The sequence below is a fragment of the Lactobacillus sp. UMNPBX15 genome, assembly GCF_002553785.1.
Classification (GTDB): Bacteria; Bacillota; Bacilli; order Lactobacillales; family Lactobacillaceae; genus Lactobacillus; species Lactobacillus crispatus.
On record NZ_PCYV01000003.1, the window covers coordinates 18,770 to 34,058 of the forward strand.

The window sequence follows — 15,289 nt, forward strand, 5'->3', positions numbered from 1 at the left end:
ACCTCCCTCTAACGTCTACCTAATTCAGCAATAATATCTTGATAAAATTCTTCTCTGGTTTTATTTTCTTTTTTAATTTCTTTGCCGATTTTTCCATCTTTGATGAACAAAATTCTTTGAGCGTAAGAAGCTGAATAAGGATCATGCGTTACCATCAGAATCGAAACTTGATCATTCTTATTCAAGTCTGCCATTGTTTTCAATAATTCCGTAGCTGATTGTGAATCTAAAGCTCCTGTAGGTTCATCACCATATAAAATTGCCGGATTATGGACCAATGCTCGAGCTGAAGCAACACGCTGTTTTTGACCACCAGAAATTTCAGCTGGGTATTTGTCCAAGATAGATTCTATTCCCAATCTTTTGGCAATCGCCATTGCTTTTCCGTCAATCTCCTTTGCCTTCACTCCTTGAAGCGATAATGGCAAGGCTATATTCTCGCGATTAGTCAAATTATCTAGCAAGTTGAAATCTTGAAAAATAAAGCCAATTTCTTTTCCGCGAAAATCTGCCATTTGATTGTTCTTAAGTGCAGTAATGTCTTGCTTATTGACTAAAACATGTCCACTAGTTGGCTTATCTAACGTCGACAAGATATTCAATAAAGTTGTCTTTCCTGAACCAGAAGCACCCATAATGCCAACGAATTCACCTTGTTCAATGGCAAAGCTAATTCCTTTTAAAGCTTGGTATTGCTTCTCACCTTTTTTACCATAAGTCTTAGTTACTTGATCCACTCTTAAAATTTCTGACATTTTTATCCTTTCACTAATAATATTACTGTCCTATTTACTTAATACAGTAATATTATATTAAAGATTTGTCAATAATTTTTGCATAAAAAAACTCCAAAAGTAATTAACTTCTGGAGTTCTACTATTTTTACATTACTTATTGTCTTCACTCGACTTAAGCATCTTTTTCAGTACATTAACCAAGCCAAGAGTTTCATCTTTACTGAGCATCCCTGTAATAGTTTGGTCAGTTTCTGCACGGTGCTTTTCAACTTTCTTTCACAAATCTTTGGCAGCCAATTTTTTTGTCAAAGATTTGACCTTATCATTAGTTACATGCAATTCTTTCGCCAACTTTTCAAAAGTTTTGCCATGCTGATGATGATTTAATTCAATAACAGTTCATTAGCATTAATACCAATTTTTTAAATCGTCATTCATTTGTTTTTCAACTTCATTGTTAATCTTAGTAAAAAAATGAGCCAATAGTACCTTCTGCCATTGTCTATATTCCTTTCATTTCACATATTATAAAAAACAGCCCTTTTTCGAGCTGTTTTGAATTTATTAAAGATTTTCATCCATATTGAAAGTAAGTTTGGACATGTTGATCGATTCAATCATCATTTGACCCCAAAGCTTTTCAGTTTCCTTACGAGTATGGGCAACAGTCTTTTGATTTTCCTTAGTCAAATATTCAGTTAACTCATCACCTGATTTACCTTCTGCACTAGCAATAATTTCTTCAACTCGACCTCTGAAGTAGCGGTTAAGTTCAGTTAAATAAGTAGTATCAAGCTGAACAAATTGTGGGTAATGACTTTCAACGATAGCTGCAAATGACTTGTAATACCACCATGCATCATTCATATTGTAATCCATTGAGGTATTGTTATATGAAGGATCAGTATCATTCATATTAGCAAAGAATGGTACAAATGGAGTGAAAGTTGGACCACCAATACATAACCACATAATAGCCGCACGATCTGCTGGAACATCACTTCTAATTTGCAAAATATGAGCATTTTGCGTACGGTTTAAACCGATTGGACGGTAGCAATGTTTTTCTTCATCCGTACCCTTACCAAATGGATCATACGGGGTATCTTGGTAGTGTGAACCTAAAGCAAATTGAATATCTTCCTTAGTGATCTTCTTAGCTGCCTTACGAATAAATGGAATATCGCCATCTTGTGGGTTTTGTTCAATTTCGGGATTGAACAATTTTTGAATATACCATTGACGGTTGGTGTTGTAGTGACGATCTTGTTCAGTATAGGTACCAAAAATATGACGGAAGTTCCAGCCTTCATGATCTGGGTTCAAATGGTGTTCTTCAACAAATTCTTGAATACCTTCACTCCACATGAAGTAATCAGGATTATCAAAGTCAACTTGTTCAATCGCAACTCGATTACCAGTTGCAGCGTAACAATCATCTGGAATGCGCTCAGCTACCCAGTGGTGACCTGTAACAATTTCCATGTACCAAATTTCATCTTTATCACTGAATAAAACTGAGTTACCAGCTGGTGAACCGTACTTAGCAATTAACTTACCTAAATATTGCACACCATCACGAGCTGAATGAATGTATGGCAAAACAGAAGTCTGCATGCAGTCTTCATCTAATCCATCTTTAACAAGTGGATCAAATGCTAAAGTTCTCTCATTACCATAAGTTGATTCAGTACATGACATTGCAACGTTTTCTTGGTTAATTCCACTTTCATCGTAGTAGCCACGATGCTTGTAGTCAACATTAGGAACAGCTGGTACACGTTGCGCATCTTCTGGCAAGTCCATTTCAAACTTGTTTAACCATGACTTAATATGTTTCTTTTCACCATGACGGGCTGGCTCAATAATGAACTTTTGTGGGGTAATTGGACGAAAAGTGTCATCATTACGAGCAATCATAGTGGTGCCATCAATCGAGGCATTTTTACCAACTAAGATAGTAGTACAAGCACTATATTCTTTCATAAAATTCTCCTTATAAAACTATATTTACATCTCTAACTTTATCACTAGACCAAGCCGTGGAAAAGACCGATCGCATAATTTGCAGCATCAAAATCAGCTAAGTCTTCAGCTCTCTCACCTAAGCCAACCAATTTAACCGGCAAATTCATTTCGTTACGGATAGCTAGAACTACCCCACCCTTAGATGAGCCGTCCAACTTAGTTAAAACAAGCCCAGTTAATTTGGTGGTCTTGTCAAAGTCTTTGGCTTGCAAAAGCGCATTTTGCCCGGTTGAACCATCTAACACAAGCAAGGTTTCTGTTGGCTGATCTGGTAAAAGCTTCTTGATTGTTCTTTGAATTTTTTCCAATTCAGCCATTAAATTCTTCTTATTTTGCAAGCGTCCCGCAGTATCGACTAAAAGATAGTCAGCTTTTTCCCTGATTGCCCGTTCAGTTGCATCATAAACAACAGAAGCAGGATCAGCCTTTTCTTTACCAGTAACTACGGGTACGTCAACACGTTTTCCCCATTCAACTAGCTGTTCAACGGCACCCGCTCTAAAGGTATCGGCCGCAGCTAAAATTACTGACTTTCCTTCATCCTTAAAACGTTTGGCTAACTTACCGATTGTAGTAGTTTTACCTGCACCATTAACACCAACAAATAGATAAACGTTAGGTTTAGCTTCAGCATTATACGTCAATTGCTCATCTTCGCTATTGCCGCCTTTATCATAAAGGTCAACCAACTTTTCAACGATTACTCGCTTCAAGTCATCACGTGACTTAGCATTTTGCAATTTAGCCTCTTCACGCAATTCATCAGTTAATTGTTCAGCAGTTTCATAGCCAACGTCAGATTCAATTAATAAGTCTTCTAGATCATCGAAGAAATCTTCATCAACTGTTCTAAACTTGGCAAAAAAGGCGTTAAGTCTTGCACCAAATCCCTTGTTAGTCTTTTCTAGCCCCTTTTCATAAAGCTGTTCTTGTGATTCTGTTGGCTCCTCATCAGAAACTTCAGTTTCTTCAACTTGTTCTTCTGTTTCAGTCTCAGTAGTCTCTTCTACTTTAACTTCTTCAGGCTGTTGTTTAGAATCTAAATCTACTGCTTTTTCTTCATCACCAGATTCAGCTTCTACCTCAGAGTCTTCTTGTGCTTCTACTGTTTGTTCTTCTTCATCAGTAGTTTCAATTTTCGATTTAGCTTCATCAACTACTTTTTCAGATTCTTGATCATTATCTTCTGATTCAGGCTTAGCTTCATTTTCTTGCTCAGTCTGTTTTTCTTCTTTTTTGTTTTCATCCTCTTCGTCTTTTTTACCAAAGAGTGATTTTTTTATTCGATCAAATAAACCCAACTATTTCACCTCATTTTTATTCTTCATTTCTTTTAATGATACCGACAATACTTGCGAAACGCCAGATTCTTGCATAACCACACCATATAGTTGGTCAGCCTGCCGCATCGTCCCTCGTCTATGCGTGATCACGATGAATTGGGTTTTCATATCGTATTTAAGCAAAAATTGCGCAAAACGAGTAACGTTTGCATCATCCAGGGCAGCTTCTACTTCATCAAGTACACAAAATGGTACCGGATTAACCTGCAACATGGCAAACAACAAAGTAATTGCGGTTAACGCGCGTTCACCACCAGAAAGCAGACTTAAACGTTGCTGCTTTTTGCCAGGCGGCTGTGCGATAATCTCAATTCCAGTTTCTAGCAAATTATTAGGCTCAGTGAGTTCCAATCTAGCTTTACCGCCACCAAAGACAACTGGAAAAATACTCTTAAAGCTAGATGCTACTTGATTAAAGGTACTCTTGAAGCGCGTCTTAACTTCTTCATCTAACTCGTTCATTGACTTTTCAAGGTCATCACGAGCTTTTAACAGGTCATTTTGCTGACCATTCAAAAAGTCATAGCGCTTTTTCACATCTTCATATTCTTGAATAGAATCAAGATTTACTTGGCCAATATCTTCAATTGACATGCGATGCAACTTCACGCTTTTAGCCAGTTCATTGCGCTTTTCTTCAGTATTTTCGCCTTCTGCTTGCTCTAAAGCAGCTTCAAACGTTAAGGCATACTCTTCACTCAAAGTTGACAAGCGCTGATCAATTGCGGAATTAAACTTCGCAATCTTTACTGAGTAATCTTCTTGTTCAATTGCTGCATCTTTGCGTAAATCATAATTACGACTGGCAACTTGGTCAAGTTGATTAATCTGCGCATCAACTTGTCCTAATTGCGCACTAAGTTCATTCAGCTTCTTTTGCAGAGTTTCATTCTTTTGCTTAATTTCAGCTTTTTGTGTTTGTAAATCAGAATTCTTCTTAACTGATAATTCACCATTTTGACTTAATTCAGTTAATTTCTGCTCTAAGCTATCAGTTTGCTTCTGATTATTAGTGATCTGACTATTTTTTTCTTTTTCCTGACTAGCTAAGTTTTCCAACTTATTAGTATAAACTGCAATTTGAGGATCAAGCTTTGATAATTCCTCTTGTACACGTTGACTTAAGCTATTGAAGTTCTTAATCTTTTCTTGCAAGTCATTCATTTTGCCCTTTTGTACTTCATTTTGCTTAGCCAATTGTTCCTGCTGATCATTAGCCTGAGTGATTTCTTTCTTTAAAGCAGCAATCCGATCTTGTTGTTCTTTTACTCGAGATTTATATAAACTATTAGCATCAGTTAGCCGCTTTACTTCCTTTTCTTGATTTTGGAAAGAAATAGCAGCTTCATTAATCGCTTGATTAGTCTCCTGCAAAGTATCACGCAGTTGTTGCAATTTAGCCGCAACTTTTTCACCTTGAGTAACTAGCTCATCTAACCTTTCTTGATCTTCAGCCAAATTTTGTCGTAAAGTCTGTAATTGCTTCTCTAACTGATTAATTTCAGTTGCCGTCTGCAGTGGTGAATTATTACGTTGGTTTCTTTGACCACCAGTCATCGAACCACCTGGGGAAATCACATCGCCATCTAAGGTAACAATCCGATAGCGGTTAACTCGACGTGAAATTGACATTGCACTATCAATCGTATCAACGATAATCACACTACCCAGCAAATAATTAATCGCAGCAGTAATATCTTGATCGGCTTTACTTTCAACTAAATCACTTGCTACGCCCTTAAAGCCACTAAAAGATTGCAAAGTAGTGATAGTTGACTGTGGAATAGTGTATTGACGCAAGCCATCTAATGGTAAAAAAGTAGCTCGTCCACTACGACTACGCTTTAATTGATTAATTGCATCCCTAGCACTAACTCTGCTTTCAGTAATCAAATCCTGTACGCCACCGCCAAGAGCCGTCGTCATTGCAGCTTCTAGCTCAACTGGAAATGTAATCAATTCACCCACAGCCCCGATCACACCAGGGAAATCAGATAGATGATTCAAAACATTACGTACACCGTAGTAATAACCCTCATGCCGCTTTTGAATATTTACTAAAGCTTCATGTCGCGCTTCAACTTTCTCTAATTGACTGCGCTCTGCGTTAACGTCTTGCCGAATCTGATTAATCTGTTTAGTTAAATCATTATTTTGATCATTAACTTGCGCAAATTTTTCTTTTTCCTTTTGCCGCTTAACTGTCAGCTGCTTGCCTTCAGTTCTCAGCTTCTCCAGTTCAGTCCGAGCATCGGTTAGCTGCTTGCTTACATCACTATTTTGATATGTAGTGTCTGCCTGACTACGTTTTAATTCAGTATTCAGATTAACAATCTGATTATTAGTTGTAGCCTGATCTTGTAAAAGTTGAATATAGTCGTTACGACAATCTTCTAGTCGCTTACTCAATTCTTCTGGATCATCGTGCAATTCACCAGTCAATTGATCATGCTGCTCTTGTAAAGCATCTTGCTCCTGCTTAAGTTGCTTTTTATTCCGCTGCAGTTCAGACAATTCATCCTTTAGCTTAACCAAGCTATTTTTCAATTCTTCAACTTGACGTTGAGTTTCTACCCTAGTTGAATTATTAAACTGTTGTGATTGCTGTGCGATCTGCAAGTTAGTATTGATCTGTGATAATTGGTCACTTAGCTTTAATAATTCACTCTGCGTTTGCTCTCGCTCATTTTGAATTTTTTGATATTCTGCCCGTTTTTCAGAAACAGCACTTTGCGAACCTTTTACTTCATTATCCAGTTTTGTTAACAGGATTTGGTTCCTATCTGCTGCTTTTTGGACTTCTTCTTTTTGCCGGTTTAAATCCTCAATTTCAAAAGCTAATAGACTTTTTAATTTCTGATCTAGTCCCTTCTTTTGAAATTGATATTCTTTAGCCAGCGAACTTTGCTCATGCAGCGGCTCCAATCGACCTTCAAGTTCTTTAACCAAGTCATTGATTCTAATTAAATTATCCTTGGTTTTCTCCATTTGCGCCCTGGCAGCTTCTTTTTGTTGTTTAAAATGCAAAACACCAGCAGCTTCTTCAAAGATTACTCTTCTTTGTTCAGGACGAGAATTCAAGATTTGATCAACTCGACCCTGAGAAATAATTGCTAGGCTATTAGGTGAAATTCCAGAATCAAGAAAGAGTGTCCGCACATCTCGCATCCGCACTTGCTGATTATTAATTAAAAATTCACTGTCACCTGATCGCAGAATTCTTCTAGTAATTGAGACCTGATCTGAATCAAAAGCCAACTCACGCTTTTTATTATCAAAAACTAAAGTAACTTCCGCCTTATTGAGCGGCTTGCGAAATTGACTACCGGCAAAGATGACATCCTTCATATTCGTTCCACGTAGTGACTTAGCACTGGATTCACCCATTACCCAACGTACGGCTTCAGTAATGTTACTTTTCCCCGAACCATTAGGACCAACGATTCCGGTAATTCCATCATCAAAATGAATAGTTGTCTTATCAGCGAATGATTTAAAACCATCGAGCACTAATTCTGTTAATGGCACTTTTTCATCCCCTTATTTTTCTAATTTTTGTAAAGCGACCTTAGCAGCTTGTTGTTCAGCTGCTTTCTTATTGTGACCCTCACCTTTTGATTCAACTTTTCCGTTAATTTTTAGTTCAACAACAAAGTGTGAAGGTAATTGAGATTCACTAATAACGGTGTATTCGATATTCACAGGACCATCTTGCTGCAATACTTCCTGCAAGTCTGTCTTATAGTCGCGTGAATCATCGAATTCACCCTTATCAATCAATGGATAAACTGTTAAATGCAAAAAATGTTCAACTGCTGGCATCCCTTGATCAAGGAAAAGTGCCCCATTGAAAGCTTCAAACACGTCTTCCAGTAAAGTTTTGCGGTGTCGTGCTCCAGCTTTTTCTTCACCATTGCCCAAGTGAATCTCATCTTGAAAACCACATTCAATGGCGAATTCTGAAAATCCTTCAGTTCGGACAATATTAGATCTCAAACGAGTTAATTCACCTTCATTCAACTTAGGATAATGAAGATAAACATAATTCGAAACGGCTAATTCTAGCACAGCATCACCAAGAAATTCGAGTTTTTCATAATCGCGAATTCCATCATTGGGATGTTCATTTGAATATGAAGAATGCGTAAATGCTCCTTCTAATAGCTTTTCATTGTTAAATTCGATATTATAATCGTCTTTTAATTTTTTTAAAAACTTTGTACTTACCATAAAAATGCCCCTTTTTATACCTATAAATTATACCAGTTTTCGGGTCACAGAAAAAAGACCGCTTCTAAAATTTAGAAACAGTCTTTTGTAATTTTAAATAATTGCTTTACTTAGCGTAAGCAACATTGTACCAGTTAGGGAAACCATTACCCATTGAATCCGATGGCTTAAGTGAGTAACCAGTAAGCTTCTTGTTAACGGCAGTAATTGAGTAACTATTAGCTATAGGAATTACGTAAGCTTCATCAAACATGTACTTTTGCCATTCATGGAATTTTTCAACTCTGTACTTGTGGTTGAAGGCCTTCTGTGAATCCATTTCGTCAAGTAACTTGGTGTTTTCAGGAGTTACGAAACGTGAGTAGTTCATTGGAGCCTTTTCGCTATACAAGTCATTAGGTGATGGTTCACTTGATAATGACCATGCACCAATAAACATATCTACTGATGGATCATCGTTTTGAACCTTGTCGTAGAATGAATTGAATTCGATTAAACGACCACTAGTTAACTTAACGTTCAAGCCCATCTTCTTCCATTGTTGGATATAGTTTTGAACGATTGGCTCGGCAGTTGAGCTACCGGTCATGGCTGCAAGGTGAATAGTTAAAGGCTTGCCGTTAGGTTGTACACGGTAAGTACCCTTCTTCTTGTAGCCAGCCTTGTCCAAGATTTCATTACCCTTCTTAATATTGTAAGTGTAACCCTTAATATCCTTGTCAAAGTAATCACCAAATTGTTTTGGAATCAAAGTTGGAACTCTGAATGATAAACCAAATGAGTAACGCTTGTAAACTTGGTTAACGTTCATACCATAACCAATAGCTTGACGTAAGGCCTTGTTATTCATCTTAGAATTCTTGTCCATTACGTTTTCGCCCTTCTTGGCATCCCACTTACCAACCTTAAAGCCTAAGTATGAGTATTGTAGTGGAATTTTAGCGATAAAGTTAACGCCCTTAGTATCCTTGATGTTCTTCCATTGTGAGTTGATTACTTGAGTAACGTCAAATTTTCTTGACTTAATACTTTGAGCAACTGAGTTAGGGTTAATTACTGTAGCAGTAATCTTTGAAAGCTTTGGCTTACCCTTGTAGTAGTATTCGTTAGGAACCCAAGTTACTGATTGACCACGAACAACCTTTTGCAATTTGTAAGCACCAAAGAACAATGGCTTCTTACGAATCTTATCACTTGACATTAAGTCCTTGAATTTAACATCTTTCAAGTAGTGGTAAGGAGCAGCAGCTTCCCAAATGTAACCATTACCTGAAGTGTTCATACCAGGCTTCATCGTCTTAAAGTGAAGAACAGCTTTACGACCATTTTCGCCATCTGGCATTTCAAAGCCTGAGATAGTCTTTGACTTACCTTCATGATATTCTTGCAAGCCTTCCAAATCAGCTAAACTTGAAGTGTAACGTTGTGACTTAGTGTCTTTGTTAGCAATAATTTCATAAGCGTATTCATAGTCCTTAGCAGTTACTTGCTTGCCATCTGACCACTTAACACCCTTCTTAATTTCAACAGTTACGGTCTTAGCTTTTTGGTCAACCTTAATTGTTGCAGCACCTTTATCATTGAAAACATAGTGATCATCAGTACCAAAAAGTGATTCTGCACCATATTGCATAACTTCAGTATCAGTAGCTGAAGTTGAAAGTTCGTCGTTGAAGATACCAGTAAATGGGGTATCAGCTTCAACAGCAACCTTAACAGTACCGCCATTCTTAGTAGCCTTAGTAGGAACAGCTTCCTTAAACTTAGAAGCAGTCTTTGATTCATCAGAATGAGATTCTGACTTACCACAGGCAGCTAAGGTAAGAGCTACACCTGATAACAGTGTAATACCAGCAAAAAGTTTTGCCTTTTTCATTAGTAAAATTCCTCCATTACCTGAAGCAAGTTGACTTATTAAGTTTATCACTCTTATAAAAATATAACAATAGCATGAAAAAGACAGGTATTCGGATTAAGATACCTGTCTTTTCTATTAGTTAGTTATTAGAATTTAATATAAGGAATTTGTTTATGTTTAGAATTTTGGAGTTTAGTTTTACTAATGATTAATGAATTACTTAGCGTAACCAACTTGGTACCATAATTGGTGACCGTTGTTATTTTGTGATGGTTTGGTTGAGTAACCAGTAAGTTTGTTATTAACTGCAGAAATACTGTAAGAATTATTAGTTGGAATTACAAATGCTTCATCATACATGTACTTTTGCCATTCATGGAAGACTTTAATACGGTAATTAGTATCAAATGCTTTTTGAGAGTCCATTTCTGCAAGCAACTTGTTGTTTTCAGGAGTTGCAAAACGCTCATAGTTCATTGGTGAGGTTTCACCATACATAGATGCTTGTGATGGCTCAGAAGCTAAGCTCCAACCTGCAGAGAAGAAGTCAATATCTTTAGAGTCGTGTTGCACCTTGTCATAGAATGAGTTGAATTCCATCAAACGGCCACCAGTTAACTTAACATTAAGACCGATCTTATGCCATTGTTGCAAGTAGTTTTGGGTAATAGCTTCTGCGTTTGGAGAGCCTGACATTGAAGCGTAGTGAAGAACTAATGGCTTACCATTTGGTTGTACACGCCACTTACCCTTCTTCTTATAGCCAGCCTTGTCAAGCAATTCATTAGCTTTCTTTAAGTTGTAATTGAAGCCCTTAATACTACTGTCGTGATACTTACCAAAGCCTGAAGGAATCAAAGTATTAATTCTAAAGCTTAAGCCATGAGTATAACGCTTGTTAACAGCATCTAAGTTCATTGCATAGCCGATAGCTTTTCTTAAATTCTTGTTACCAACCTTAGAATTCTTATCCATTACATTCTTGCCAGTCTTGGAATCCCACTTACCGACTTTAAAGCCAAGATAACTATATGCAAGTGGAACCTGAGCAACCCAGTTAACACCTTTAGTATTCTTAACTTGATCCCATTGTGAATTAATTACACCAGCAATGTCGAACTTGTGACTCTTGATAGCTTGAGAAGCTGAGTTAGTGTTTACTACAGAGATGGTAATTTTATCCAACTTTGGTTTACCTCTCCAGTAGTATTTGTTAGGAACCCAAGTTACTGATTGACCACGAACAAGCTTATCAAGCTTAAATGGGCCAAAGTATAATGGCTTCTTTCTGATTTGATCACTTGATTGAAGTTTATTAAATGGAACGTTCTTTAAATAATGATATGGAGCAGCTGATTCCCAGAAGTAACCATTACCTGAGAAGTACATACCAGGCTTTAATTCTTTATAATGAATTACAATAGTGCGACCCTTTTCACCATCTGGCATTTCAATCCCTGAAATAGTTTTTGCCTTACCCTCATGATACTCTTTCATACCTTTAATTTCTTCCAGAGTAGAATCATAACGTTGAGCTGCTGTCTTTTTGTTAGCTAAGATTTCATATGGATATTCAAGATCCTTAGCATTTACTTGTTGACCATCAGACCACTTAACACCCTTCTTCACTGTAATAGTTACAGTTTTGGCTTTCTTGTCAATCTTCATAGTTGCGGCACCTTTGTCATTGATTCTGTAATGATCATCGGTGTCAAATAATGATTCTTCACCTGGAGCTGCAACGCTTGAGTCAATTGCAGAAGTTGCTAATTCATCTGAGAAAATCCCAGTAAACGGAGTATCAGTTTCTAGAGCAACTGATACACTACCACCTTATTTAGTAGCTTTCTTAGGAGTGGATGCTGGGAATTTTTGTGCATCCTTAGCACCAGCATTATTGCTTTCACTCTTGTTACCACAAGCAACTAACGCTAATGCTGCCGCAGAAACGACTCCTACTGAACCCAATACTTTTGATAATTTCATACTTTGTTTCCCCCATCTAGGATACAATTCATTTTCAATAGTTATTTGAATCAAGTTGATGATTAAATCATACCACCATAAATTAAAAATGCAATAGTTTTATGAGATTATTTTTAATTTATATTTTATTTACTTTCAATAAGAATTTAGTTATAAATATGCAAAAACAGCTCTACCTTGCGATAGAGCTGTTTTAATTTAATTATTACTTTATTAGTTTTCACGCTGTCTTGCGTCACCAGCACGTTGTAGAGCTTGACCAACATAGTTAATACTCAAGGAAATTACCAAAAGTAAGATAGTAGCTGGCAGCCACAACCATGGACGGTTAATAACGTTAACTGGGTCGTTAGCAAATCCAATCAAAGTACCAAGTGATGGCGTAGTACTTGGTAAACCATAGTTCAAGAATGACAAACTAGTTTCAATACCAATGTTACCAGCAATACTCAAAACAACGTCAATGATAATCATTGAAGTAATGTTTGGCAAAACTTCACGGAACATAATCTTAAAGTTAGATGAACCTGAAGTCTTAGATGCCAAAACATAGTCACGACCACGCTGCGACAGGACGAACGAACGGAAGTAACGTGCCGTGACCGTCCAACCAAACATCGCAATCAAGAATACCAAAGTTACGGCATTGTAGTTAGGAATAACAGTAGTCAAAACAATAATAATTGGCATTTGTGGCAAAATCTGGATAAAGTCAACTATTCTCATGATAACTGAGTCAATTGCTCCACCAAAGTAACCTGAAACCAAACCAACTACCAAACCAACAATTTCAGTAATTACAGTAACTGAAATACCAATCATGATTGAGTTACGTCCACCCATGATGAGCAGCTTCAGAATGTCACGACCACCATCATCAGTACCTAACAGGTGGCCTGCTTCACCCCAACCATAATATGAATCGGCAATGTTCATTTCAGTTACTTGAGCACGGTTTAAGAATAATGAACCACCAAAAGTGAACAGTAAAATTACAATAATGATAATCAAAGCTGTTAAAGCAGACTTTGAACGCACAATTTCGTGCATAGCCACCTTGAATCCAGAAGGTGGGAGAGTAGCCTTTTGCTTTGCGTCTTCTTTAGTAGCTTTCTTTGTAGCTTTTTCTTTCTTATCAGCCATTTTTTCTCTCCTCCCTATTGAATTCTAATACGTGGGTCAATGATACTCATAATGATATCTGACAATAAGTTACCAATTAGAGTCAAGATACCAAAGATCAAAATCAAAGCAGTCAAAGTAGTGTAGTCACGTTGACCAATTGAGTCAAGGAACAACTTACCCATACCAGGGTAACTAAATACACTTTCAATGATCATTGAACCACTAAGCAAACCGGTAATAGTGTTACCAAGGAAGGCAGCGATTGGCAATAATGAGTTACGTAAAATGTGCTTGTTGAAGACGACATTTTCAGGCACACCCTTACTACGAGCGGTTCTTACGTAGTCTTCAACCTTGTTATCAACAATCCCAGTTCTTAAGTACTGAACAGTACCAGTAGTAGTAATCAAGGCATACAGAATTGCTGGCAAAATCATGTGATAGATTCTACTGCCAAGTACGCCCCAGAAACCAGAGGCACTAGCTGAAACAGAACCAGAAATTGGGAACCAACCCAAGGTGAAACCGAAGAGCCACAAACCTAAGATGTAGAATACGAATCCTGGGGTAGCCAAGGTGATGTAGTTAAAAATTCTAACACTAGTATCTTGCCATTCGTCTTGGTGACGACCTGAAGTAATACCAAGAGGGACAGCAATACTATAAGTCAAAATAGTAGTTAAAAGTGATAACCAGAAGGTGTTATTTGCACGGTCGGCAATCAATGAAGTTACAGGAACGTGCTGGATGTAACTTGTACCAAGATCACCATGGAACAAGTTGCCCACCCATCTAAAGTATTGCACGTACCATGGATCAAACAGACCTGCAGCCCGTTTTAAGGCTTCAATTTGTTTAGGGTCGGTGTTAGGGTTAATTGATCCACTGAATGGGTCACCAGGCATCATTTTAGCCAAAAGGAAGACCAGCAAACTCAAGATAATCAATTGAGGGATCATGATTAACAAACGCCGTAAAATCGTTTTCCACATGCTTAATCACTCTCCTTTTCTTCTAATTCTTCAAGTTTAGCTTCGTGGGCCATATCTTTTGGCAAAGCTACCCAGTGCTTAGGTGCTACTTGTTGTAATGGATATACACGACCATCCTTGTCGTACCACTTGCTTTGATTTTCTTGGAATTCCTTTTCAACTTGTTCGCGATGTTTCTTGTGTTCTTCACGATGTTTAACATCAACTTGAGGAATAGCGGAAAGCAAACGCTTAGTATAGATATGAATTGGGTGCTTGTAAATTTCTTCACGGCTACCTAATTCAACCAAACGACCACGGTGCATGATTGCCAAGTTTTCTGACATGTGCTTAACGACACCCAAGTCGTGAGAAATGAACAAGTAAGCAATGTTATATTGTTGTTGAATGTGCTTCATAAAGTTCAACACCTGTGCTTGAACTGACAAGTCCAAAGCAGAAGTTGGTTCATCAGCTACAATCAACTTGGGATTAGTAGCAACCGCACGTGCGACACCAATTCTTTGACGTTGACCACCTGAGAATTCGTGTGGATACTTGTAAATGGCATCACTAGGCATCCCCACAATATCAAGCAATTCTTGAACACGATCACGTTCTTGATCTGTAGTTAAATTTTCAAAGTTTCTAATTGGCTCAGCAATAATGTCTTCGATTCTCTTTCTTGGGTTCAAACTTGACATTGAATCCTGGAAGATCATTTGAACATCTTTATTATAATCAAGCTTCTTACGGTTGCTTGCCTTAGTTACGTCCAAACCCTTATACATGATTTGACCACTTGTAACTTTTTCAACCCCAACAATCGCCTTACCGGTAGTAGATTTACCAGAACCAGATTCACCGATTAAACCGTAAGTTTCACCTTCACCAATTGAAAAATTAATCCCATCAACGGCACGGACATAATCAGTAATTCTGTTCCAAAATCCAGAGCGAATTGGGTAATAGACCTTTAAATCTTTGATTTGAATAATTTCTTTTGCCATA

Annotated in this window: 9 protein-coding genes and 1 pseudogene; all 10 read right to left on the reverse strand. The window is 37.5% G+C overall.

What is annotated here, in order from left to right; translation table 11 throughout:
• Positions 1–8 precede the first annotated feature (8 nt).
• The gene (locus tag CP366_RS01550; RefSeq protein WP_013086514.1) at positions 9–755 is read right to left on the reverse strand and encodes an ABC transporter ATP-binding protein; all 747 of its coding nucleotides are present in this window, start codon (positions 753–755) and stop codon (positions 9–11) included.
• 546 nt (positions 756–1,301) lie between these two features.
• Positions 1,302–2,723 (reverse strand): C69 family dipeptidase, encoded by a 1,422-nt coding sequence (locus CP366_RS01560; RefSeq protein ID WP_089147609.1) that lies wholly within the window; start codon positions 2,721–2,723, stop codon positions 1,302–1,304.
• Between the two features lie 44 nt (positions 2,724–2,767).
• A complete protein-coding gene (gene ftsY, locus CP366_RS01565; RefSeq protein WP_089147610.1) occupies positions 2,768–4,066 on the reverse strand; it encodes a signal recognition particle-docking protein FtsY in 1,299 nt (432 codons plus the stop codon).
• A complete protein-coding gene (gene smc, locus CP366_RS01570) occupies positions 4,067–7,636 on the reverse strand; it encodes a chromosome segregation protein SMC (protein WP_089147611.1) in 3,570 nt (1,189 codons plus the stop codon).
• A 12-nt stretch (positions 7,637–7,648) separates the two neighbouring features.
• Positions 7,649–8,338 (reverse strand): ribonuclease III, encoded by a 690-nt coding sequence (gene rnc, locus CP366_RS01575; RefSeq protein ID WP_089147612.1) that lies wholly within the window; start codon positions 8,336–8,338, stop codon positions 7,649–7,651.
• 106 nt (positions 8,339–8,444) lie between these two features.
• Positions 8,445–10,214, reverse strand: coding sequence for an oligopeptide ABC transporter substrate-binding protein (locus tag CP366_RS01580; protein WP_089145967.1), 1,770 nt, complete (start codon positions 10,212–10,214; stop codon positions 8,445–8,447).
• A gap of 198 nt (positions 10,215–10,412) precedes the next feature.
• Positions 10,413–12,182 (reverse strand): annotated as a pseudogene (locus CP366_RS01585) (oligopeptide ABC transporter substrate-binding protein).
• Positions 12,183–12,395: 213 nt separating this feature from the next.
• The gene (locus CP366_RS01590; RefSeq protein WP_023488743.1) at positions 12,396–13,325 is read right to left on the reverse strand and encodes an ABC transporter permease; all 930 of its coding nucleotides are present in this window, start codon (positions 13,323–13,325) and stop codon (positions 12,396–12,398) included.
• 14 nt (positions 13,326–13,339) lie between these two features.
• Positions 13,340–14,299, reverse strand: coding sequence for an oligopeptide ABC transporter permease (gene opp4B / locus CP366_RS01595; RefSeq protein ID WP_023488744.1), 960 nt, complete (start codon positions 14,297–14,299; stop codon positions 13,340–13,342).
• 2 nt (positions 14,300–14,301) lie between these two features.
• The gene (locus CP366_RS01600) at positions 14,302–15,288 is read right to left on the reverse strand and encodes an ATP-binding cassette domain-containing protein (protein WP_023488745.1); all 987 of its coding nucleotides are present in this window, start codon (positions 15,286–15,288) and stop codon (positions 14,302–14,304) included.
• Position 15,289: the final 1 nt, after the last annotated feature.

Coding starts and splice junctions, on each gene's coding strand:
- CP366_RS01550 (WP_013086514.1), bottom strand. CDS start 755: ATGTCAGAAATTTTAAGAGTGGATCAAGTAACTAAGACTTATGGTAAA.
- CP366_RS01560 (WP_089147609.1), bottom strand. CDS start 2,723: ATGAAAGAATATAGTGCTTGTACTACTATCTTAGTTGGTAAAAATGCC.
- rnc (WP_089147612.1), bottom strand. CDS start 8,338: ATGGTAAGTACAAAGTTTTTAAAAAAATTAAAAGACGATTATAATATC.
- CP366_RS01580 (WP_089145967.1), bottom strand. CDS start 10,214: ATGAAAAAGGCAAAACTTTTTGCTGGTATTACACTGTTATCAGGTGTA.
- CP366_RS01590 (WP_023488743.1), bottom strand. CDS start 13,325: ATGGCTGATAAGAAAGAAAAAGCTACAAAGAAAGCTACTAAAGAAGAC.
- opp4B (WP_023488744.1), bottom strand. CDS start 14,299: ATGTGGAAAACGATTTTACGGCGTTTGTTAATCATGATCCCTCAATTG.
- CP366_RS01600 (WP_023488745.1), bottom strand. CDS start 15,288: ATGGCAAAAGAAATTATTCAAATCAAAGATTTAAAGGTCTATTACCCA.